This is a genomic window from Luteibacter sp. RCC_6_2, from assembly GCF_041360655.1.
Taxonomy (GTDB): Bacteria; Pseudomonadota; Gammaproteobacteria; order Xanthomonadales; family Rhodanobacteraceae; genus Luteibacter.
Genome location: NZ_JBFUPQ010000019.1, coordinates 13,890 through 35,451, shown reverse-complemented (window position 1 = coordinate 35,451; position 21,562 = coordinate 13,890). Strand labels below are relative to the sequence as shown.

General features: G+C 62.3%; 20 protein-coding genes and 1 other RNA gene. 12 read left to right on the top strand and 9 right to left on the bottom strand.

The annotated features are described in order from the left end of the window. Positions 1–42: 42 nt before the first annotated feature. Complete coding sequence (locus tag AB6730_RS17480; RefSeq protein ID WP_371024877.1) at positions 43–3,072, bottom strand: TonB-dependent receptor domain-containing protein; 3,030 nt, start codon at positions 3,070–3,072, stop codon at positions 43–45. A 356-nt stretch (positions 3,073–3,428) separates the two neighbouring features. Next, positions 3,429–4,082: a DUF6766 family protein gene (locus tag AB6730_RS17475; RefSeq protein WP_371024876.1), complete on the bottom strand. Its 654-nt coding sequence runs from the start codon at positions 4,080–4,082 to the stop codon at positions 3,429–3,431. 174 nt (positions 4,083–4,256) lie between these two features. Here AB6730_RS17475 and AB6730_RS17470 point away from each other — a divergent pair, with 174 nt between their 5' ends. After that, positions 4,257–4,715, top strand: a complete 459-nt coding sequence (locus AB6730_RS17470; protein ID WP_371024875.1) for an Hsp20 family protein — start codon at positions 4,257–4,259, stop codon at positions 4,713–4,715. 45 nt (positions 4,716–4,760) lie between these two features. On the opposite strand, the gene AB6730_RS17465 is transcribed toward AB6730_RS17470, so the two are convergent. Further along, positions 4,761–5,609 carry a hypothetical protein gene (locus AB6730_RS17465; protein ID WP_371024874.1) on the bottom strand — a complete coding sequence of 283 codons (849 nt, stop codon included), beginning with the start codon at positions 5,607–5,609 and terminating at the stop codon, positions 4,761–4,763. 178 nt (positions 5,610–5,787) lie between these two features. Continuing rightward, positions 5,788–6,522: an SDR family oxidoreductase gene (locus AB6730_RS17460; protein WP_371024873.1), complete on the bottom strand. Its 735-nt coding sequence runs from the start codon at positions 6,520–6,522 to the stop codon at positions 5,788–5,790. Between the two features lie 77 nt (positions 6,523–6,599). Between AB6730_RS17460 and AB6730_RS17455 the strand changes: the two genes are divergently transcribed. Continuing rightward, on the top strand, positions 6,600–7,262 hold the full coding sequence (locus tag AB6730_RS17455) for a TetR/AcrR family transcriptional regulator (protein ID WP_371024872.1): 663 nt from the start codon (positions 6,600–6,602) through the stop codon (positions 7,260–7,262). A 14-nt stretch (positions 7,263–7,276) separates the two neighbouring features. Here the strand turns inward: AB6730_RS17455 and AB6730_RS17450 are convergent, their stop codons facing one another. Beyond that, positions 7,277–9,070, bottom strand: coding sequence for an IlvD/Edd family dehydratase (locus AB6730_RS17450; protein WP_371024871.1), 1,794 nt, complete (start codon positions 9,068–9,070; stop codon positions 7,277–7,279). A 194-nt stretch (positions 9,071–9,264) separates the two neighbouring features. Here AB6730_RS17450 and chvE point away from each other — a divergent pair, with 194 nt between their 5' ends. From chvE to mmsB, 3 genes are read left to right on the top strand one after another with little or no spacing between them, the layout of a single operon-like run. Beyond that, on the top strand, positions 9,265–10,392 hold the full coding sequence (gene chvE / locus AB6730_RS17445) for a multiple monosaccharide ABC transporter substrate-binding protein (RefSeq protein ID WP_371024870.1): 1,128 nt from the start codon (positions 9,265–9,267) through the stop codon (positions 10,390–10,392). Positions 10,393–10,409: 17 nt separating this feature from the next. Further along, on the top strand, positions 10,410–11,966 hold the full coding sequence (gene mmsA / locus AB6730_RS17440) for a multiple monosaccharide ABC transporter ATP-binding protein (protein ID WP_371024869.1): 1,557 nt from the start codon (positions 10,410–10,412) through the stop codon (positions 11,964–11,966). Then, positions 11,950–13,155 carry a multiple monosaccharide ABC transporter permease gene (gene mmsB / locus AB6730_RS17435; protein ID WP_371024868.1) on the top strand — a complete coding sequence of 402 codons (1,206 nt, stop codon included), beginning with the start codon at positions 11,950–11,952 and terminating at the stop codon, positions 13,153–13,155. The genes mmsA and mmsB overlap by 17 nt, the downstream gene beginning before the upstream one ends. A 29-nt stretch (positions 13,156–13,184) precedes the next feature. Here the strand turns inward: mmsB and AB6730_RS17430 are convergent, their stop codons facing one another. Then, positions 13,185–13,934, bottom strand: coding sequence for a FadR/GntR family transcriptional regulator (locus AB6730_RS17430; protein ID WP_371024867.1), 750 nt, complete (start codon positions 13,932–13,934; stop codon positions 13,185–13,187). 95 nt (positions 13,935–14,029) lie between these two features. Between AB6730_RS17430 and AB6730_RS17425 the strand changes: the two genes are divergently transcribed. The 4 genes from AB6730_RS17425 (at position 14,030) to AB6730_RS17410 (ending at position 18,152) form a co-directional block, all read left to right on the top strand. After that, entirely contained in the window at positions 14,030–15,580 is a 1,551-nt protein-coding gene (locus AB6730_RS17425) for an aldehyde dehydrogenase (NADP(+)) (RefSeq protein WP_371024866.1), read from the top strand. Positions 15,581–15,612: 32 nt separating this feature from the next. Further along, on the top strand, positions 15,613–16,605 hold the full coding sequence (araD1, locus tag AB6730_RS17420) for an AraD1 family protein (protein ID WP_371024865.1): 993 nt from the start codon (positions 15,613–15,615) through the stop codon (positions 16,603–16,605). Positions 16,606–16,607: 2 nt separating this feature from the next. Next, positions 16,608–17,540 (top strand): Gfo/Idh/MocA family protein, encoded by a 933-nt coding sequence (locus tag AB6730_RS17415; protein ID WP_371024864.1) that lies wholly within the window; start codon positions 16,608–16,610, stop codon positions 17,538–17,540. 186 nt (positions 17,541–17,726) lie between these two features. Then, positions 17,727–18,152: a hypothetical protein gene (locus AB6730_RS17410; protein WP_371024863.1), complete on the top strand. Its 426-nt coding sequence runs from the start codon at positions 17,727–17,729 to the stop codon at positions 18,150–18,152. Between the two features lie 527 nt (positions 18,153–18,679). Here AB6730_RS17410 and ssrA read toward each other — a convergent pair. Both ssrA and smpB read right to left on the bottom strand, forming a co-directional pair. Then, positions 18,680–19,072: a transfer-messenger RNA gene (gene ssrA / locus AB6730_RS17405) on the bottom strand. An 81-nt stretch (positions 19,073–19,153) separates the two neighbouring features. Further along, entirely contained in the window at positions 19,154–19,654 is a 501-nt protein-coding gene (gene smpB / locus AB6730_RS17400; RefSeq protein WP_306847568.1) for an SsrA-binding protein SmpB, read from the bottom strand. A 79-nt stretch (positions 19,655–19,733) separates the two neighbouring features. Between smpB and AB6730_RS17395 the strand changes: the two genes are divergently transcribed. Continuing rightward, entirely contained in the window at positions 19,734–20,162 is a 429-nt protein-coding gene (locus tag AB6730_RS17395; protein ID WP_306847566.1) for a type II toxin-antitoxin system RatA family toxin, read from the top strand. Then, the gene (locus tag AB6730_RS17390) at positions 20,155–20,433 is read left to right on the top strand and encodes an RnfH family protein (protein ID WP_371024862.1); all 279 of its coding nucleotides are present in this window, start codon (positions 20,155–20,157) and stop codon (positions 20,431–20,433) included. The genes AB6730_RS17395 and AB6730_RS17390 overlap by 8 nt, the downstream gene beginning before the upstream one ends. A 9-nt stretch (positions 20,434–20,442) precedes the next feature. Here AB6730_RS17390 and AB6730_RS17385 read toward each other — a convergent pair whose 3' ends face one another. Beyond that, a complete protein-coding gene (locus AB6730_RS17385; RefSeq protein WP_371024861.1) occupies positions 20,443–20,925 on the bottom strand; it encodes an outer membrane protein assembly factor BamE in 483 nt (160 codons plus the stop codon). Positions 20,926–20,997: 72 nt separating this feature from the next. On the opposite strand from AB6730_RS17385, the gene fur reads away from it, so the two are divergent. Further along, the gene (gene fur, locus AB6730_RS17380; RefSeq protein ID WP_306847561.1) at positions 20,998–21,411 is read left to right on the top strand and encodes a ferric iron uptake transcriptional regulator; all 414 of its coding nucleotides are present in this window, start codon (positions 20,998–21,000) and stop codon (positions 21,409–21,411) included. Positions 21,412–21,562 lie beyond the last annotated feature (151 nt).

Below are 21,562 nucleotides of genomic sequence, written 5' to 3'. Positions count from 1 at the left end.
CCTGGCCCGGTTTTTGTTGTGATGCCGTAATGATTCTCCAACTCAGAAATCGTAGCTCGCGGTCAGGCGGGCATAACGAGGCGTCTGGTAGTACAGCCCCGCACCGTAGGTGTTCGACACCGTGAAGCGATCGTCCTCATAGACATAGTCGTTGAGGAGCGGCTTGCGCTCGTTGGTGACGTTGAAGACCTGCAGGCCGAAGGCCAGCTTGTGGTCGGCGAACGCCGGACGGTATTCGACCGACAGATCGAGCTGCTTGAACCAGGGCATGCGCTGCTCGCCCGGTGCATAGAGCTTGCCGGCGCAGGAGTGGTACGACGAGCCATAGCTGATCGGGTCGTCATCGTTCGGGCCGAAGAAGCCCAGGCAGGACTTCGGTGCGCCCGAGGTGAGGCGCAGCGAGCCGGAAAGCAGCCATTCCGGGGTCACCTGATAGGAGCCGTAGGCTTTGAACTGGTGCTTTCGATCGTTGGCCAACAGGCCATTGCTATGCACCATCAGCGCGGCGGCGTCCCAATCCTGCGTCTTCGAGATATCGTTCTGGCCGATATCCGACTTCACCTGACCTTCCGTATTGCCATAGCTCTTCGAGAAGGTGTAAATGGCGCGGCCGAACCATTTGCCATCGAACGGATGCTCCAGGTACAGGTCGAGTGAGTAGTACTTGCGCTTGGCGCCGGTGGTGAAGCCCCAGTCGTCCTTGGACATCTTCACTTCGGTCCGTCCGCTGCCATCGACGTTGGCGAGGCTGAACTCGTTCGAGCGGCCCGGGTTGAAGATCACGCAGCCCGGAATGGTGACGCTGTCCGGATCGACACCGGTCGCCGCCAACTTGTCGGCGATGCGTGCGGTGTCGCAGACGTCATCGATCGCCGCGCGCAGCTTGCGGACCATGACCTTGGCGCCCGTGACCCAGTCGGGGCCCAGCGTCTTGTCGAAGCCGAGGATGGCTTCATCCTGGTACTGCGACTTGAGGTCGGTCGCGGTGATCGACTTAGGATCGTTCGGTTGACCGTACTCGCCGTTCGATGACACCGGACCCGGGCCGATCGGGGTCAGTCCCGTCGGTTCGCCGTTCGGATCGATGCCGGTATACGTGAAGTACTCGTTGGTGAAGGTCGATGCGGAAGCGCCGCGAATGGCCACGCTGTTCGGTAGGGCAAGGTAGTAACGGCCGAGATTGCCGTAGATCTTCAGCGAGGAATCGCCGAAGACGTCCCATGAAGCGCCGATTCGCGGTGCCCACTGGTTGCCGCTGTTGACGTAGGTACGGCCCTGGTCGTTGTAATTCTTGAACCGGTCGTTGCGTACACCGATGGTGAACAGGAACTTGTCGGTGATCTGCCACTTGTCTTCCAGGTAGTAAGCCTTCTGATCGACTTCCATGCTCGTGGTCGTGATGAAGATCGTGCGACGGCTGTAATAGCCGTCTCCGCCGGTCGGACCGACGCCCAGGCCCGGGACGAGTGGGACGGTGGGATCGTTCACATGACCGTAGGTCCAGAAATAGCCAGGACCCGTCGTCGTCACGCCTTCGTCCTGCGCGGTGTATTTCATGTTGTCGATACCGCCGGTCACGCGATGATCGCCGACCTGCCACTCGAGGTCCGCGCGTAGGCCGTGGGTTTTGCTGTTCGCGCCCGGTGCGATCTTCTGCGTGGTGGCCGTGGTGTTGGTGAACGACTGTCCGCCAGTGATCGCCGGGTCCTGCAGGTCGGGACGGCTGATGAAGGGCAGACCGAGGTCGCCCGGATTGCGCTGGACGTCGGTCGTCTTGCTCTTGCCGTACGTGGCCGAGAACGTCAGGTCATCGGTGATGTAACTGGTGTACTTGGCGATGCCGTAGTTCGACGACGTCTTCGTGCTGTCGGGATAGCGTCCCTGGAAGCCCAGGTGTTCGCGTGTGTCGTAGTCGAAGGTGGAGTACTTGCCGCTGCGTTCGTCCGCCGAGCTGATCCCGGTCAGTTCGAGGATGTTGCTGTCGTTGATGTTCCAGTCCAGCTTCGCATAGTACTTCGGCAGGTCCCACTTGTAGTGGTTGGTCGCATTAGGCGACGTGGTGAACGGATTGGTGTTGGTGCCTTCCGTCTTCTCCGTCTCCGCGGCGACGAACAGGTACAGCTTGTCCTTGATCAGCGGGCCGCCGGCGTACGCGCTGACGGTACGCGTCCATTGTTTGTCGCCCACGCGATTGCGGTAGAGCTGGCCGGCCAGCGAAGGGTCGGAGTACTCGTAGCCCGCGGGCAGGTTCGCACTGGGGAAGTACTGGTTACCCAGTTGCGAGCGAGCGAACTTCGGCTCCCACAGAATCTGCGCGCCGAAATGCCATTCGTTCGTGCCACGCTTGCCGACCTGACTGATGACGCCACCCTCGGAACGGCCATACATCGCGCTGTAGCCGCCGGTATAGATTTCCTGCTGGTCGATCGCGCCATAGGGAAGGCCTACGCCACCCAGGTTACGCAGCGGGTCGGCCGTGTTGTAGCCGTTGATGTAGTACGCGTTCTCGGATACGCCGGAGCCGCCGAACGAGACGGTGCGCCCGAAGAAACCCGCGCCTGGATTCACGCCCGGGGCGAGCAGGGCGATGGCTTCCGCGTTGCGGCCGAGCGGCAGGCGGGCGAGTTGCTCGGAGGTGACCACCGTGCGCGAATCCACCGCGGAGACATCGATCGGCGGTAGCGCATTCGCCGTCACGGTGACCGATTCCAGCGCCTGGGCGCCGGTGGCGGCGGGTGCGCCGGTGAACGACACTTCCGATCCCGCGCCCACGGTCAGGCCGACATTCTTGCGGGAATCGACCACCTGGCCGTTCTGCATGACATTGACCGTATAGCTGCCGAGCGGAAGGTTACCGATGCGGTACCGGCCGTCGGTACCGACCGTGACCTCGCGGGTCACACCGGTCGTACCGGATACCTGGATCGTGCTGCCTGGATTGGCCTGGCCGAAGATCGCGCCCGTGGTGGCCTGAGCGAGGACGGCACCCGTGCCGCCGAGGCCAACCGCAAGCGCCAAGGCCAGTGCGGAACGACGCAGGACTTGCGCCTGCCGTAGGTCACGTGAATTCATTTACTGCTCTCCCCAGAGTTGGCCCCCAGCGGGCCACAAGTAGCGCATCGGCGGTTGCCGAAGGTCTCACTCGGAAAGCATTTCCACGCGCTATTCGAAACTCTTTCCGAATGTTGCAAACGATGGAAAACAAGCCAAAGCCATCCGGTTATCCGGTAGCGGCAGGGCGAACATAAAACTATCGTTCAGAAGTCGTCAATACTTGCGATGTGTATTTATGTATGCGTTTGCGGATAAGGCGGTGTAAATCATCTAAATCTCTGAAATAAGTGAGAATTTCACGAGATATTCACGTCGCAAGATAATCCCGTTATTCACGTCGTCTATCGAAGAAAAATTCGCCGGATGATTACGAATCAGCCGCCCGTCTTGCTGTGTGGAGCATCCACGGGTTTTGACTGTGGCGAGTCCTTCTGGCGAAGAAAAATCGACAGGACGACGAGGGAGAACACCGCCAGGAATTCGCTCTGCCAGTTCTGGAAAGACTCGAACCAGAACGAGGGGTCGACGATATAGGCGGCCAACCGCTCGGGTGGCTGGTGGTGTACCAGTGCCTCGTCGATGGATTTCCGCCAGCTACCGAACAAGTGGCCGGCGAAGCTCATGGCGAACAGGCAAAGGAAGGCGATGGAGAGCGAATTCGCGTAGAGCCAGCGCACCACGCCGCCCCGGCGCCATGCCTTGGGTTGCAGATGTTCGGGAGTCGGCTCGTTTTCCTCTTCCTTCTCGTCCATGGGACGCGATTCGGCTGACCCCTTCTGGCGCAGCCAGACGGTGAGCAGCACGTACAGGCCCATCTGCAGGAACTCGGACTCCCAGTTCTCGCAAGTGGCCGACCAGAAGTCGCCGCTCAGCAGATAGGCACCGAGGCCGATACCGGAGAGGCCGTGTTCACCGAGTTCTTGGTTATGGGCCGCATGACCCGTGATGGCCTGTGCGCCCCACGCCGCCAGCATCATGAGGCCGACGGCGATGCTCAGGCCGTTGCGCTTGAAGAATGAATCCTTCATGTCGGTGCTCCGGTGAAATGAACGAAGCATTCCGGCCACCGCGTGAAGGCGGAGTGGCTAAATAACTGATGAACGCGGCGGCTTGAAAAGGAGCGAGGCATCCCTAGCTACGCATCGCTGGCCGCTTCGGGGCCAGCCTGTCCATCCATGTTGCTTGTCTATGAGGATATGGCCATGCGTACCCTTCTCGATTACTCCCCCCTCCTGCGTTCGAGCATCGGCTTCGATCGCGTATTCGAACTGCTCGAGTCCGCCTCGCGCTCGCAGCAGGGAGACAACTACCCACCGTTCGATTCCGTCAAGCTCGACGAGGATGCGTACCGCATCACCATGGCGGTGGCGGGTTTCACGGAGGATGAGCTGAACATCTCGACCCAGTCGAATATGCTCATCGTCAGCGGTGAGCACAAGGCCGAAGCCGAGGGCGAATACCTGCATCGCGGCATCGCCACCCGGGCCTTCAACCGGCGATTCGAACTGGCCGAGCATGTGCGGGTGACCGGCGCGCGCCTTGCCAACGGCCTGCTCTCGATCGATCTGAAGCGTGAGATTCCCGAGGCCATGAAGCCTCGCCGCATCGAGATCAACCGTGGTACGGAAACCGTGCGTCAGCTGCATAGCGACGCCGCCTGATATTCACCGCCTGAAGACGAGCCCACGGCTCGATGCCGTGGGCCTTTATTGATCGAACAGAAGCGACCAGAGATAGGGCTTGAACGAGACCTGCGTCACCGCGCGGTCGTCCTTCACAGGTATCCAGAAGGTCTTGCCGTCGACCACGGTAGATTCGTAGGTAGGGCAGACCAGGTAATCGATCGTGGTGTCGGTGTCTCGGAGCAGATGCCACAGGTATGAAAAGAAGGAGGCCTTGTCACGCATCGATATGACGGAATACTTGGCGTACTGGATTTCGTATCGCTTGACGAGTTCATCGCAGCTGGATGCACGGACACCACGATAACTGACGGTATAGTCGAGGCGCTTTTCATTGTCGGCCGTCAGCGCCACCTTCACTTCGGATCTGAGCATGGCCATTTCGAAGAACGACGTCGGCGATATGTCCTGATAGAACTGCGCGCCTTCCGAAAAGGTGAATTCGTCTTTCGGGTTAAGCGTCTTGAGCGTGAAGTTGGAGTAGTCGGTGGTGTCGTCGGAGTTGTGCTCATGCGTCGATCCGTCACGGGTTTGCGCACCGTGAACCACCATGAACGATTCGACATCGATGGCGGTGTAGTTCGAACGCTTTTCGTAAGCGAGGCCAAGCAGCAGGTTGTTCAACAGCTTGTCGCCGTCGTTGCGGACCATCAGGTGAACAGGGAAATAGACAACGTCCTGTTGTTGGTCGATACGTGGATCGACGGCAACGAAGACGTGAGACGTTTCACCAGGCTGTAAGTTGTCCCGGGCGACGGCGACAGCCGGCTCGCCGCGATCGAACTGGCCCGTGATCTTTGCGACGTGATAGGTGGCGGCGATGCCTCCAAGGGTCCCGAGCACGCCTAGTACGCGTTTCGCGATCTGATTCATCCGCCTTCTTGCTCATGGAGAGGGATCTATGCCCCCTGTCGACAGAGTGGGCGGCACAGAGCCTTCATATCGGCCACATCGCGAGGAGCTTGAACGCGGCGCAGGAAAAAAGCCCCGGCCGTTTTCAGTCGGGACCTTTCTATTGATATTGACAGAGGCGGTGAAGCCTCCGTGCCCGTTACCAGGGCTCCGCACCGTCGGAGTTGAAGAACCCACCGGTCGGGCCGTCATCCGGGAGCAGGGCGAGGCGGATGGCTTCAGCGGCGCCTTCGGGAATCGTCTGGTGGCCACTATGACCATTGAGATCGGTAGCGGTGTAGCCGGGGTCGGCGGCGTTCACCTTGATCCCGTGGTCCTTCAGTTCGGCTGCCAGCAGTACCGTGAACATGTTCAGCGCGGCCTTCGAACCATTGTAGCCAAGGAATTTGACCGCTGCGAAATCCCAGGTGGGATCGTTGTTGAGGGTGATAGAACCGAGACCGCTGGAGACGTTGACGATGCGGCCGGAGGCGGATTTCTTCAGCAGCGGCAACAGCGCCTGTGTAACGGCGACAGTGCCGAAGAAGTTGGTCTCGAACGTCTGGCGCACCGCGTCCAGGTCGGCCGTTCCCGGCAGGCCGTCGTTCTGCAACGCGATGGCGGCATTGTTGACGAGTACATCGACGCGGCCTTCATTGGCCTCGATGTCGGCGGCGGCGGCCGTCAGCGAGGCAGCGTTCGTGAGATCCACGGCCACGAAGCGGACGTCGATGCCCTCGGCCTGGAGGGTTTTCGCCGCTTCACGGCCACGCGCTTCGTCACGCGCGCCGAGCAGGATTCGGTGGCCAGCCTTGCCGAGCTGGCGGGCGACTTCGAGGCCGATGCCCTTGTTGGCACCGGTGACGAGGGAGATGCGACGGTCTGCGTTACTCATGGCGTTTCCTTGTGGAGTGGTGGTGGTTGGCGCTATGAGTTAATTTATGAATCATCCTTCGGTTTTTACATTCGCATATGACCGTCGTGCCTTCCGACTCCCTGAAGCCCCGTAAATCCCCGCGTCAGGCCCGCTCGGCGGCGACCGTGGCGGCGATTTTCGAGGCGACGTTTCAGGTTTTGCTCTCCGATGGCATCGCCCGGCTCACGACGACGCGCGTTGCGCAGCGGGCCGGGGTCTCCGTGGGGACGATGTACCAGTACTTCCCGCACAAGCAGGCCTTGCTGTACGCGGTGCTCGATCAGTACCTGGGAGACGTCGTGCTCGCCGTGCAGGCGGCGTGCGCGCGATACGAGGGAGCGTCCCTGCGGGATATGTCGGACGGCCTGTGCAGTGCGTACCTCGATGCGAAGCTGCGCCATCTTCCTGGATCGCGAGCCCTGTACGTGGTCGCCGCCGAACTGGATACCGCCGGTCTCGTTGCCGACGTCGTCGGCCGGACCGATCAGGCTATCGCGCGCCTGTTGGCGACGGCATCGGATGCCGTGTTCGATGACGTGGAGACCGTGACTTTCGCGTTGCGTTCCATGCTCGTCGGCACGGTGCAAGCCGTGCTGGAGAAAGATGGCTCGGCAGCGTCACTGGCGATACTGCGAGCGCAGCTGCCCGTCATGTCGCGTGCTTATCTGGTGGAAGTTTCGCGGAGCCGGCCGAACACCAAGGGTATGTCGGCCGGCTAGCGCTCGCCTGGTCCTCAATGGCTATCCCGCGGAAGCCCCTTCGTCTGCGCGATCTGCTGGTACTTCTCGGCACCTTCCAGAATGGCGCCCGTTTCCAACTGCCCGACGATCGCGCGTTGAATCTCCTGCCATGGCGTCTGCGATGCGGGGTAGCGGTAGCCGCCCGCCTCGGCCAGTGCGCGGCGGCGCTCGGCCAATTCCTCGTCGCTGATCAATACGTCGGCCGTGCCCCTGCCGAGGTCGATGCGGACGCGATCGCCGGTGCGGATCAACGCCAGTCCACCCATCACCGCGGCCTCGGGGCTCGCGTTGAGAATGGAGGGCGAACCCGACGTGCCTGATTGCCGCCCGTCGCCAATGCAAGGTAGCGCGTGCACGCCTTCGCGGATGAGATAGGCCGGCGGCCGCATGTTCACCACTTCCGCGGAACCCGGGTAGCCCACGGGACCCGCACCGCGCATGAAGAGCAACGTGTCGGTGGTGATGCCGAGCGAGGGGTCGTCGATGCGGTGGTGGTAATCCTCCGGGCCATCGAAGACGACCGCCGGACCTTCGAACGCTTCGGGATCGTCGGGACGGCTGAGGTAGCGTGCGCGAAATTCCGGGCTGATGACGCTGGTTTTCATGATGGCGCTGTCGAACAGGTTGCCGCGCAACACGATGAATCCCGCGTCTTCCTTCAGTGGGTTGGTGAACGGACGAATGACGCGTTCATCCTCGATGGCCGCATCGCGGCAATTTTCGCCGATCGACTTGCCGTTGGCCGTCATCGCGTCCTCGTGGATCAGGCCCTGCCTGAGCAGCTCGCCCACCACCGCCGGTACGCCGCCGGCGTGATAGAAATCTTCACCGAGGTATTCCCCCGCCGGTTGCAGGTTGACCATCAGCGGTACCTTGTGGCCATGCGTCTGCCAGTCGTCGATCGTCAGTTCCACGCCCATGTGGCGGGCGATGGCTGCGAGGTGGATGGGAGCGTTGGTCGATCCGCCGATGGCCGAGTTGACCACGATGGCGTTGAGGAACGCCTCGCGGGTGAGGATGTCGGATGGTTTGAGATCTTCCGACACCATCTCGACGATGCGCTTGCCGGTGAAATAGGCGACTTCCTGGCGATCGCGGTACGGCGCGGGGATCGCGGCGGCGCCGGGCAGCTGCATGCCGAGGGCTTCGGCGAGGCTGTTCATCGTCGTCGCCGTTCCCATCGTGTTGCAATAGCCTGTCGATGGCGCGGACGAGGCGACCAGCTTGATGAAGCCTTCTTCGTTGATGGCGCCCGTGGCCAACAGCTCGCGCGCTTTCCAGACGATCGTTCCCGAGCCCGTGCGCTCGCCCTTGTGCCAGCCATTGAGCATGGGACCGACCGAAAGCGCGATGGCCGGGATGTTCACCGTGGCGGCCGCCATGAGGCAGGCTGGCGTGGTCTTGTCGCAACCGATCGTCAGCACGACGCCGTCGATGGGATAACCATGCAGCACTTCGACCAGGGACAGGTACGCCAGGTTGCGATCGAGGCCGGCGGTGGGGCGCTTTCCCGTTTCCTGGATCGGATGTACCGGGAACTCCAGCGCGATGCCGCCCGCTTCGCGAATGCCCTCGCGCACGCGTTCGGCGAGCACGACGTGATGGCGGTTGCAGGGCGAAAGGTCGCTGCCGGTCTGGGCGATGCCGATGATCGGTTTGCCCGAGCGCAACTCTTCCAACGACAGGCCGAAGTTGAGATACCGTTCCAGGTACAGCGCGGTCATGTCGATGTTTTCGGGATTGTCGAACCAGGCGCGCGAACGAAGCGGGGAGGTGGTCTGTGTCATGGCGAGAAGGAGTGCTCTGAAGGCGGGCAGGAAGCGGTTCGGCACCAGGGGTACAGTCGGGCGGCGGTCGTTGACGCGCGATCTGTGCGCCGATAGTCTATTACTCAGACAAGATAATCGATGAGAGACGCGGCGGTAAAGACGTTTTCGGAAAGACGGGTAACTTCCAGCACTCAACCGAAAGGTATTCCAAAGTGAACGCACGCAACCTGTATATCGGCCTCGCAGCCGTCGGCTTCGCCTTCTCGCTCGCGGCCTGTTCGGGCGGGCGCGGCAACGGTGACACCGCCGCTTCTTCATCGGACAACAAGGGCGCCCTGGTCGGTGTCGCCATGCCCACCAAGGTTTCCGAGCGCTGGATCAAGGATGGAAACGCCGTCAAGGAGGATCTGGAGAAGCTCGGGTACAAGGTCGATCTCGAGTACGCGGACAACAAGATCCCGCAGCAGGTGCTCCAGGTCAGCAACATGATCACCAAGGGCGCCAAGGTGCTGGTCATCGCCTCGATCGACGGTGGCTCGCTCAGCGACCAGCTCGACGCGGCGGCAAAAGCCGGCATCAAGATCATTTCCTACGATCGCCTGCTTACCGGAAGCAAGAACGTCGATTACTACGTGTCGTTCGACAACTATAAGGTCGGCGTCGACCAGGCCAACAGCCTGCTTACCGGCCTCGGCTTCCTCGATGCGACCGGCAAGAAGACCGACAAGAAGGGGCCGTTGAACGTCGAGCTGTTCGCGGGCAGCCCGGACGACAACAACGCCACGTTCTTCTACAACGGCGCGATGGACACGCTCAAGCCGTACATCGACGACGGCTCGATCGTCATCAAGAGCGGCCAGACCGGCTTCACCCAGGTGGCCACCTTGCAGTGGGACCCGGCGACGGCGAAGGCCCGCATGCAGAACCTGGTCGCCAAGTCCTATTCGGACGGCGCGAACGTCGATGGCGTTCTCTCGCCGTACGACGGCATGTCGATCGGCATCATCTCCGCCTTGCAGGGCGCGGGCTACGGCGGTGCCGCGAAACCGCTGCCGATCATCACCGGACAGGACGCGGAAGCGGCGTCGGTCAAGTCGATCATCGCGGGCCAGCAGTACTCCACGATCTACAAGGACACGCGCAAGCTCGCCGACCAGGCGGCCGTGATGGCCAACGACCTGCTGACCGGCAAGAAGCCGGAAACGAACGACGACAAGACCTACAACAACAAGGTCGTGGTCGTCCCGACGTACCTGTTCCAGCCGACCGTGGTTACCAAGGCGAATTACAAGGAAGTGCTCATCGATAGCGGTTACTACACCCCGGCGCAGCTGCAGTAAGTCGCGCTGGAGGGCACGTGACCGATCATATTCTCGAGATGCAGGGCATCACGAAGACGTTTCCTGGTGTCAAGGCATTGCAGGATGTTTCGCTCGGGGTCAAGCGCGGCCATGTCCACGCCATCTGTGGCGAGAACGGTGCCGGCAAGTCGACGCTCATGAAGGTTCTCAGCGGGGTGTATCCCGCTGGGACGTTCGACGGACAGATCGTCTTCGAAGGCAAGCCGGTCGACTTCAGGAGCATCAACGACTCCGAGGCAGCCGGTATCGTCATCATCCACCAGGAGCTCGCGCTCAGTCCGTATCTTTCCATCGCCGAGAACATCTTCCTCGGCAACGAGCAGCAGTCGCATGGGTGGATCGACTGGAACAAGACCAACCTGGAAGCGGCGAAGCTGCTCGAACGGGTAGGACTGAAAAACAATCCGGTCACCAAGATCACCGACCTCGGCGTCGGCCAGCAACAGCTGGTGGAAATTGCCAAGGCGCTGTCCAAGCGGGTGAAGCTGCTCATTCTCGACGAGCCCACCGCGGCCCTGAACGACGCCGATTCCGCGCACCTGCTTGGGTTGATCAAGCAACTCCAGGCGCAGGGCATCACGTCGATCATCATCAGCCACAAGCTCAACGAAATCGAGGCGATCGCCAACGAAGTGACGATCATCCGCGACGGCCGCACGATCGAGACGCTCGACATGCAGGCGGATCACGTCTCCGAAGAACGGATCATCAAGGGCATGGTCGGGCGCGAACTGGAAAGCCGGTATCCGGAGCACACGCCGAACATCGGTGAAGAGCTCTTGCGCATCGAAAACTGGAATGTCTTCCACCCGATCGACGTCACCCGGCAGATCATCACCGATGCCGGCATCCGCGTGCGTGCCGGCGAAATCGTCGGCATCGCCGGGTTGATGGGAGCGGGGCGAACCGAACTCGCGATGAGCGTGTTCGGGAAGAGCTACGGCGTGAAGATCAGCGGCAAGGTGTACAAGCGCGGTGTCGAGATCGACATGAGCACCGTGCCGAAGGCGATCAGGAACGGCGTGGCGTACGCCACGGAGGATCGCAAGCGCTATGGGTTGAACCTCATCGACGACATCACCCGGAATACATCGGGCTCGGCCCTGGGCAAGCTGGCGGGTCTGTTCGGGTTCGTCGATGGGCACAAAGAGGCCACCGTGGCGGGCGAGTACCTCAAATCCCTCAAGATCAAGGCGCCGAGCGTATCTTCGATCACCGGTAAGCTGTCGGGCGGTAACCAGCAGAAGGTCGTGTTGTCCAAGTGGATGTACGCCGACCCGGATGTGCTGATCCTCGACGAGCCGACCCGTGGCATCGACGTGGGCGCCAAGTACGAGATCTACGCCATCATCAACCGGCTCGCCGACGAGGGCAAAGGCATCATCATGATTTCGTCGGAACTCCCCGAGCTCCTGGGCGTCTGCGATCGTATCTACACCCTCGCCGAGGGACGCATCACGGCGGATATCCCGCGATCCGAAGCGACCGCCGAAATTCTTATGCAGCACATGACCAGAGAACGGGAGCGGGGCGCCAGTGACAACCTCCAATGAATTGACGCCACCGCCCAGCGCGACGAAGACGGCGCTGAAATACCTCGCGGGGCAGCTTCGCCAGGTCGGCCTGTTCAGCGCGCTGATCGTGATCGTGCTGTTCTTCCAGTTCGCGACTGGCGGCATCACGCTCCGGCCGATCAACGTATCCAACCTGGTCATCCAGAACAGCTACATCCTGATTCTCGCGATCGGCATGGTCATGGTGATCATCGCGGGCCATATCGACCTGTCGGTCGGTTCGCTCGTGGCCTTCGTGGGGGCGATGGCCGGCGTCATGATCACGCAGTGGCACATTCCCTGGCCGGCGGCGATCGTGCTCTGCCTGGTCATCGGTGGCGTCGTCGGCGCATGGCAGGGCTTCTGGATCGCTTATTTCCGGATTCCCGCGTTCATCGTCACCTTGGCGGGCATGTTGCTCTTTCGCGGAGCGGCGCAGATCGCGTTGCAGAACCAGCAGATTTCACCGTTCCCGGAAGCGTTTCGCCGGATGGGTTCCGGGTTCCTTCCTGCATTCGGCACCAGCGGGTACGAACCGCTCACGCTCGTGCTGGGCGGCATCGCCGCCATCGTGCTGCTCTATGGCTCGCTGCGTCAGCGGATGGTGCGCCATACCTATGGGCTGGAGTCCGAGCCGCTCTGGTATTTCATCCTCAAGCTGGCCTTCTCGGTCTTCCTGATCGGTTGCATGGCGTTCCTGCTGGCCAGCTACAACGGCACGCCGATCGTCCTGGTGATCCTCGGCGTGCTGATCGTCGCGTACGCGGCGGTCATGGCGCGCTCGGTCTTCGGGCGCCATGTCTATGCGATCGGCGGCAACCTCAACGCCGCGGCGCTTTCGGGCGTGAAGACCAAGCGCGTCACCTTCCTGCTGTTCGTGAACATGGGTGTCATCTCCGCGCTCGCCGGGCTGGTTTTCACAGCCCAGCTGAACCTGGCGAGCCCTAGCGCCGGCACGGGTTTTGAACTCGATGCGATCGCCGCCGTGTTCATCGGTGGCGCCGCCGTGACCGGAGGTATCGGTACCGTCACCGGCGCGATCATCGGTGGCCTCATCATCGGCCTGCTCAACAACGGCATGTCGATCCTTGGCGTCGGTACGGAATACCAGTCGCTCATCAAGGGACTGGTGCTGTTGGCGGCGGTCGCGTTCGACGTCTACAACAAGCGTCGCGTCGGAGGTCGCTAGACCCGACGGCGGAGCGGGTGGCGATGCGGCTACGGCTGCATCGCCTGCCGCGTGTCTTCCAGTGCCAGTTCCACGAGCACGCGCATCGCCTCGTTGGCGGCGGCCGGGTCGCGATCCGCGATGGCGACGAGCACACGGCGATGATCCGGGATGGGATTGCGAGGCAGGGTGCGCTGGCGTTGCTTGAACTGCGTCGTCCAGCTGACGGCGGCGCAAATGCTCGCATTCAACACGATGAGCGCATCGTTGGCGGTGGCATGCAGGATCGCGCTGTGGAAGTCACGATCGGCTATGCGTCCGGCCTCGGTGGCGAGGGTGTGGTGGGTCATGCGGGCGAGGGCGTCACGCATGGTCTCGAGCGCTTCGTCGTCGCGTCGTTCCGCGGCCAGCGCCGCAGCGGCGGGTTCCACGATGGCGCGGAGCTCGAACAGGCTGCGAATGAAGCCCATGTCGGGCTGCCCGGTGAACGCCCAACCCAGCACCTCGGGATCGAGCAGGTTCCAGCGGCTTCGGGGTAACACGCGCGTGCCGGTCTTCGGCCGGCTTTCGACGAGGCCCTTGGCGGCCAGTGCCTGGATCGCTTCGCGGTAGGCCGTTCGTGAAACGTCGAGTTGCTCGGAAAAAACCACTTCGCCCGAAAGTACGTCGCCCGGCTGGTATTCACCCGAGAGGATCGCGGCGCCCAGCTTGTTGGCAATGGCGCCGTACAGGCGTCGACCGGTGCTGCGAGCTTCGCGTTCGCGTTCGATCGGTACCGCCGGCGACTTCGTCTTGCTCACGTGCTCATTCCTTCCCGGCCATCGACCGCTTGGCATTGCAAAACCAGCATAACCGCCTTAACCTAATTGTCTGAGTAATTATCGTGGTGCAGCACATGTCGAACGATGAGAAGGCAGGCGGGATGCAAGGTACTTTCCGCTCGATGGATGCGGCGACCGGGCAGCCTTTCGGCCCTGCGTTCACGTCGGATGGCATTACCCAGGTTAGATCCGCCTGTGCGGCCGCCGAGGCGGCCTTCGATGTTTATCGTACGACAGATGCCGGTGACCGGGCGGCCTTCCTGGAACGCATCGGCGAGGAAATCCTCGCCCTGGGCGACGAGCTCATCGTCACCGCCATGCGCGAAAGCGGACTGCCGCGCGCGCGCCTCGAGGGCGAACGCGGCCGCACCGTCGGCCAGCTGAGGTTGTTCGCCGGCGTGCTCAGGCGTGGCGACTGGATGGGGTTGCGCATCGATCCCGTACCGGCGGGCGATCCACCCTCCGCGCGCGCCGATTTGCGGCTACACAGGATTCCCCTGGGGCCGGTCGCCGTGTTCGGTGCGTCGAATTTCCCGCTGGCGTTTTCCACGGCCGGTGGCGATACGGCATCGGCCCTCGCCGCTGGCTGCCCCGTCGTCGTCAAGGGGCATCCCGCGCATCCCGCGACGGGAGTCATGGTCGCGGACGCCATCCACAAGGCGGTGAAGGCCAGCGGGTTGCCATCCGGTGTGTTTGCGAACCTCACCGGCCCGGGCATCGAGCTGGGTGCGGCCCTGGTCACCGACCCGGCGATCGCCGCGGTGGGATTCACCGGCTCGCGTGCCGGAGGCCTGGCGCTCGTCAAGCTGGCACAGGCGCGAGAGATCCCCATTCCGGTCTTCGCGGAGATGTCGAGCGTCAATCCGGTGCTGCTGTTGCCGGAAGCGCTGCGCGCACGCGGGGAAGCCATTGGTGCCGCCTTCGTGGGTTCGTTGACGATGGGCGCCGGACAGTTCTGCACCAATCCCGGTTTGCTCCTGGCGATCGAAGGAGAAGGCCTCGACGCCTTCGTCTCCGCCGCCAGTCGCGTGGTGTCCGAGGCGCGTCCGCAGACCATGCTGACCCCGGCGATCCATCATGCCTACGAGACATCGGTCGAGGCGCTCCAGAAACACGACGACGTGACGGCCCTGGCGCAGGGTCCCGCCGCTGAAAGCGCAAATGCCGGGCGTGCCGCATTCTTCTCGACCAGCGGCAAGGCCTTCCTTGCCGACAAGGCGCTGGCGCATGAAGTCTTCGGCGCATCGTCCTTGCTGGTTCGCTGCGCCGACGAAGCCGAACTCCATGCGGTCGTCGCCGCATGCGAGGGACAGCTGACGATGACGCTGCAGATGGACGATGGCGATACCGCACTGGCGGCGCGGCTGGTTCCGTTGCTGGAACGGAAATGCGGACGCATCGTCGTCAACGGTTGGCCGACCGGCGTCGAAGTCACCCACGCCATGGTGCATGGCGGACCGTTCCCCGCGACGTCCGATGGGCGTTCGACATCGGTCGGCAGCCTCGCCATCGATCGTTTCCTGCGCCCGGTGTCGTATCAGAATTTCCCGGCTGCCTTGCTGCCCGCCGTGTTGCGCGACGGTACCGACTTGCCGCGGCTGGTCAACGGTGTTCCGGCCGCCTGAACCCTGTCTTCTGAGATAGAGAGAGCGACTTCATGACTTTGCGTCTCCTGCAACATCGTGCCGCGGACGGCGTGCGGTCGGTGATCGCCGCGCGGGGCAACGCCGCCGCCTTCGTGCCCGGCGTCGATAGCGTTCGAGCCCTGGCCCGCAAGGCTATCGCCATGGGCACCGACCTTGCGGGCGCTATCGCCGCATGTGGCACCGGGGCGCCGGTGGATATCGTCGAGGAATTGGCCGCGGGCCGCTTGCTCGCCCCCATCGATCACCCGGACCCGGCGCACTTGTTCATGACCGGCACGGGACTCACCCATCTGGGCTCCGCGGAAGGGCGGGACAAGATGCATCGTGAGGCGGCCGCCGCCGAGAAGCAGACGGACTCGATGCGGATCTTCCTCGAAGGTGTCGCGGGCGGCAAACCCGCGGAAGGGGAGGTCGGCAGCCAGCCGGAATGGTTCTACAAGGGCAACGGGCATGGCCTGGTCGGACCGGGCGAAGCACTCGCGTCACCCGCGTTCGCAAAGGACGGTGGAGAGGAGCCGGAACTCGCAGGCATCTACCTCATCGGCGACGACGGCACGCCGTTTCGTCTCGGCGTGTGCCTCGCGAACGAGTTCAGCGACCATGTCACGGAGCGGCACAACTACCTCTGGCTCGCGCATTCGAAATTACGCCAGGCGGCCCTGGGTGCCGAATTGCTCGTCGGCCCACTTCCTGCTGAAATCGAAGGCAAGAGCCGCATCCATCGGAACGGTGCGGTCGTGTGGGAAAAGCCATTCCTGTCCGGGCAAGAGAACATGTCGCATAGCTTCGCGAATCTCGAGGCGCATCATTTCAAGTACGAGTTGTTCCGGCAGCCGGGTGATGTCCACGTGCATTTCTTCGGAACGGCGACGTTGTCGTTTTCCGATGGCGTGACTACCCAGGTTGGCGACGTGTTCGAGATAGAAGCCGCGCCGTTCGCCTTGCCGCTGCGTAATGCACTGGCGCAGGCGCCCGCACAGACATTCGCGGTGAAGGCACTTTGACCGTGCCTCCCATTCGTATCGCGGTGGTCGGCCTGGGCAAGATCGCCCGTGACCAGCACCTTCCCGCGATCGCGAGCAATGATGATTTTCAACTCGCAGCGGTGGTCGATCCTGCTGCATCAGGTGTCGAAGGAGTTCCTCGCTTCGACAGCCTCGATGCATTGTTCCGGAATGGGCCGGCCGTTGATGCGGTCGTCCTCTGCACGCCGCCGCAGGTTCGCTACACGCTGGCCAGGCAGGCCCTGAAGAACAACGTCCATGTCTTCCTCGAAAAGCCACCGGGCGCAACGCTGGCTGAAGTCGCGGCCCTCGCACAGCGGGCGGATGCGAGCGGCCTGACGCTGTTCGCGGGCTGGCATTCCCGATACGCCGCCGGCGTGGAGCCGGCGCGCGCCTGGCTTGCCGGGCGAAAGATCGAGAGCGTTTCCATCAGCTGGCGGGAAGATGTTCGCGTCTGGCACCCGGGGCAAGAGTGGATCTGGGAAGCTGGTGGCCTGGGCGTCTTCGATCCGGGCATCAACGCGTTGTCGATCGCCACGTACATACTTCCGCGCGCATTCATCCTGCGGTCCGCGACCTTGTCGATTCCCGCGAATCGCGCGGCGCCCATCGCGGCCGACCTGCAGTTCATCGACGGAGACGGCGTGCCGATGTCGATGGATCTGGATTGGCGCCAGACCGGACCACAGAGTTGGGATATCGTGGTCGAGACCGATCAGGGTAGGTTGGCGCTTGCCAAGGGTGGCGCCGTGCTGACCTTGCCTGGGCAGGAAGTGGGTGGGGAAGACCGGGAGTATGCGGGGATGTATTCGCGCTTTGCTGCTCTTGTCCGTTCGCGTGGTTCCGATGTGGATACGGCGCCGTTGCGGCTGGTGGCTGATGCGTTCTTGCTTGGTCGTCGGGAGATTACCGAGGCGTTTTATTGGGGTGGGTGAGGACGCAGCGTATGCCGTGTCAGGGAGAATCCGTTGAAGGAATTGGACCGTGTCGAACATGGGAAATGAGCGGCCCGACAAGGACAACGAAGGCATCGCGATCATTCAGTGACTAGCGAGAGTCATCACGAACGGCGTGCTGATTAATTCGTGGATGGACAAGGCGCCTTGAAAAGGATGAATGAAATGAAGTGGCGTTTGATAAACCTGTCGTGCTTCTTCCTGGTACTCCTTGCGGGCTCCGAGGCCGGTGTCGCGCATACTCGATCAGCCACTCCACCAGCGCGAATCGAGCCCTGGATGGTCGGCTACTGGAAAGTCTCCTACAACGAAGACCCGTTGCCGCCCGATACCTTCGGTATTGAAGCGGATGGGACATACATCATGCAGGGCATCGATTGCCGAATGAACGTTCGGGGAACGGCACATGTGTTTGATGGGGAGATCTACACCCGATTGATCTTGCCCGGGAAAGGACCGATTGGATTCATCCTCAAGCCCGACGGTCAGGGCAGCCTGACCTTCACCTCGACACGCACCCAGCGCAATGCTACCTACAGCAAGCTCGCAGGAAATCCTTGCAGCGGTGGTCCCACCGAGCATCGACAGTAAACACGGGCGCTCGAAAGGCGTTGATACGCCATCGGCTCGTCAGTCGGGATATTTGACAGAAACTCCTATCTCCAAGTCACGATGTGCCGTTGTTCGGGTTCTCCTCATAGGAGTTCTCCTTTCGATGTGCGGCTGTGAGAGCGATCAAGCCATCATTTGGCAGGCAGACGCCGTATCCCCCGATGGCCGGTACAAGGTGCATGCTGAAACGGTCCAGCAAAGCGGGCCGGGAAATGCGTGGGTTTCGACCGAGGTCAAACTGGCCCAGAAGGGACAAGAGGAGGGTGTCGACATCCTCGTCCTATCCCACGACAGACTTCCACAGCCAGTTCAGGACGCAGTCCGGATGACATGGGTTGACGGGAAGAATCTCCGGTTGGAGTGGTTATCCGGAAGTGAGGTCGACTTCCAGGCCGTCAGGGCAATGGGTGTCGACATCAAGGCGCTGCCACGCATCTAGATTTCCGTGACTCTGGCGAGACCGGCAAGAAAAAGCCCCTTGCAGGACAAGGGGCTTTTTCAGTACTTGGTGGAGGTGGCGGGAGTCGAACCCGCGTCCGAAGGCGTTTAATCTCCAGATCTACATGCTTAGCTCACCGTTAAGTCTCGTCCGCCGACAGCACGGCGTGCTAAGCGCACCGGCGGACATATCTGATTGATCTAGCGTCAGACCCACAGACGGAGGGTCTTTCGGCGGTCTCATGATAGTGACCCTACACCGACGAGCATGAGCACAAGATCGGTTCGGGGGTTTGGCCTTTTTTAGGGGCCGGACAGCTTAGGCGGCGAGAGCCACCGAGTTGTCACCGTAGTAGTTGTCATTGGCAACTATATGTTTTGCGGCTGGTTTAACGAGGAAAGCTGCCCCCTCGGCATGCACCAGTAGATCGCACTACCCCCGTCGAAACCAGTACACCCCCGGGGAAAACGTAATGTGACTACATCCAGCAGTATATGGGCGGGGAGGGGCACCCACAATGGGCGCCGCCCGCCTGTTCAGGTCAGCCCATCTTGTTGTGCGAGCGCATCACGCGCTGCTTGTCGATCGCCCACTCGCGTTCCTTGTCGGTGTTGCGCTTGTCGTGCTCCTGCTTGCCCTTGGCCAGGCCGATCTCGCACTTCACCTTGTTGTTCTTCCAGTACATCGCGGTGGGGACCAGGGTATAGCCCTTGCGCTCGACGGCGCCGATCAGGCGGTCGATCTCCTCGCGGTGGAGCAGCAACTTGCGCGTGCGCCGGTCGTTCGCCACCACGTGGGTGGAGGCGCTGATGAGTGGCGGGATCTGGGCGCCGACGAGGAAGACCTCGCCGTGCTGGATGATCGCGTAGCAGCCCTCGCCGAAGTTGATCCGGCCGGCACGCAGGGACTTGAGTTCCCAGCCCTGCAGTTCCATCCCGGCTTCGAAGCGCTGGTCGATGTGATATTCGTGGCGCGCGCGCTTGTTCAGCGCGATCGTGCCGCGGCCTTCCTTTTCCGTGTCCTTCGGTTTCGCTTTTGCCATGTCCGCTAAAATCGGTCTATCGGGTCCCTGATACAAGTCCGGCGGGTCCATGAGCCGGCGAATAAGACGAGGTCTTCACGTGATTGAAATCCGCCGCAGTGCGATCGTGCCGTTCACGCCCGCGCAGATGTTCGACCTGGTCAACGATGTGGAAGCATACCCAAAGCGCTTCGGCTGGTGTGACGCCGCCACGGTGGTGGAGCGGGACGACGATGTGCTGGTGGCCCGGTTGGATCTCAAGTTCGCCGGCATGAAGCAGCATTTCACCACCCGGAACACCATGGAGCGGCCGGAGCGCCTGTCCATGAAATTCGTGGAGGGGCCATTCCGCTCGCTCGATGGCGTGTTCACCTTCCAGGCCTTGGGCGACGCCGGCTGCAAGATCGCGCTCGCCCTGGATTTCGACTACGCCGGCCTGGGTGGCGGCGTGCTGAAGATGGGCTTCCAGCAACTGGCGAACCGGATGGTCGACGACTTCTGCGACGAGGCGCGCCGGCAGTATGGCTGAGATCGCCATCGAGGTCGCCTACGCCGGGCCCGAAGGGCAGGTGGTTCTTACCCTGCGCGTGCCGTCGGGGACGACCGCCTGGGAGGCCGTGGAACGGGCCAGGGCGGAACTGCCAGAGGGAGTGGCGCCGGACCCGTCCCGGCTCGGCATCTACGCGAAGAAAGTGCCCCCCGGACAGGTGCTGGAAGAGGGCGACCGCGTGGAACTCTACCGGCCGCTCACCCTCGACCCGATGGAGGCCAGGAGGCGCCGCGCGATGCGCGGCGCTTGACCCGGAACGTTACTGGCGCTTGCTGGCCGGGCTGTCGTCGGACGAGCCGTTGACGCCGACACCGAAGCCGCCGTCGCTGGATTCCTTCTTGCCATCGGTGTTCTTGTCGCCGTCGGCGCCACCGGTCGGGTTCGCCTTGTACTTCTCGGAATCCTTCAGCAGCTGCTGGGCATCCTGGGAGAAGAAGTCACCCTCGGTACGCACCAGCGTGTCGTTGTTGAAGGACAGGGTCAGCGTGCGGGTCACCATTGGACGGCCACGGTGCGAGAACGTGGACACGTAGTCCCAGCGGTCCTGGTCGAACGGCGAGATGACCGAGGGGGTGCCCAGGAGGACGAGGACCTGGCGCTTGGTCATGCCGGGCTGCAGCTGGTCGACGTTTTTCTTGTCGAGCAGGTTGCCCTGCTGCACGTCGGGGGTATAGAGCAGGCCACAGCCCGCGATGGCGGTCGCCATCATGGCCAAACCCAGCGTGCGGATGAGCTTATGCATGCGTAGTAACGTCCGGATCGTGAAGCCTGTGATGATACACTAAGCGCCTTACGGCACCGCGAGGGGTCTGACATGGACCAGGAAACCAAAGAGCTCCGCAAGGCGGGCCTTAAAGTCACGCATCCGCGCATGCGGATCTTGCAGATCTTCGAAGAGGCGGAGGAACGCCACCTCACCGCCGAAGACATCTACAAGCGCCTGCTTGCGCACCAGGAGGACATCGGGCTTGCCACGGTGTACCGTGTCCTGACCCAGTTCGAAGCTGCCGGCATCGTCATGAAGCACAACTTCGAGGGCGGGCAGGCGGTGTACGAGCTGGACCGCGGCAAGCATCACGACCACATGATCGACGTGGACAGCGGAAAAGTGATCGAGTTCATCAGCGAGGAGATCGAGCGCCTCCAGCACGAGATCGCCGAGCGCCACGGTTACGTCATCGAGGACCACAGCCTGGTGCTCTACGTCCGGCCCAAGAAGAAGCGCTGATTCCAGCTGCCCGAACGGAAGAAGGCCCTGCGGGGCCTTTTTTGGTTCTTGGCGTAGGTCTGGGAGCGGGTCGCCAGGGAATGCCCTGGTGGGAGCCGACCTTGTCGAATGGGTGCTCGCCTCGAACTGGCCCGCTGCCGCGGGATCGCCG

Bases quoted from the DNA above. Each gene is read 5' to 3' on its own strand.
- AB6730_RS17475 (WP_371024876.1), bottom strand. From the start codon at position 4,082: ATGAAGGATTCATTCTTCAAGCGCAACGGCCTGAGCATCGCCGTCGGC.
- AB6730_RS17455 (WP_371024872.1), top strand. From the start codon at position 6,600: ATGACCGTCGTGCCTTCCGACTCCCTGAAGCCCCGTAAATCCCCGCGT.
- araD1 (WP_371024865.1), top strand. From the start codon at position 15,613: ATGACTTTGCGTCTCCTGCAACATCGTGCCGCGGACGGCGTGCGGTCG.
- AB6730_RS17385 (WP_371024861.1), bottom strand. From the start codon at position 20,925: ATGCATAAGCTCATCCGCACGCTGGGTTTGGCCATGATGGCGACCGCC.
- fur (WP_306847561.1), top strand. From the start codon at position 20,998: ATGGACCAGGAAACCAAAGAGCTCCGCAAGGCGGGCCTTAAAGTCACG.
- AB6730_RS17470 (WP_371024875.1), top strand. From the start codon at position 4,257: ATGCGTACCCTTCTCGATTACTCCCCCCTCCTGCGTTCGAGCATCGGC.
- AB6730_RS17390 (WP_371024862.1), top strand. From the start codon at position 20,155: ATGGCTGAGATCGCCATCGAGGTCGCCTACGCCGGGCCCGAAGGGCAG.
- AB6730_RS17480 (WP_371024877.1), bottom strand. From the start codon at position 3,072: ATGAATTCACGTGACCTACGGCAGGCGCAAGTCCTGCGTCGTTCCGCA.
- AB6730_RS17425 (WP_371024866.1), top strand. From the start codon at position 14,030: ATGTCGAACGATGAGAAGGCAGGCGGGATGCAAGGTACTTTCCGCTCG.
- AB6730_RS17460 (WP_371024873.1), bottom strand. From the start codon at position 6,522: ATGAGTAACGCAGACCGTCGCATCTCCCTCGTCACCGGTGCCAACAAG.
- AB6730_RS17465 (WP_371024874.1), bottom strand. From the start codon at position 5,609: ATGAATCAGATCGCGAAACGCGTACTAGGCGTGCTCGGGACCCTTGGA.
- AB6730_RS17450 (WP_371024871.1), bottom strand. From the start codon at position 9,070: ATGACACAGACCACCTCCCCGCTTCGTTCGCGCGCCTGGTTCGACAAT.
- AB6730_RS17410 (WP_371024863.1), top strand. From the start codon at position 17,727: ATGAAGTGGCGTTTGATAAACCTGTCGTGCTTCTTCCTGGTACTCCTT.
- smpB (WP_306847568.1), bottom strand. From the start codon at position 19,654: ATGGCAAAAGCGAAACCGAAGGACACGGAAAAGGAAGGCCGCGGCACG.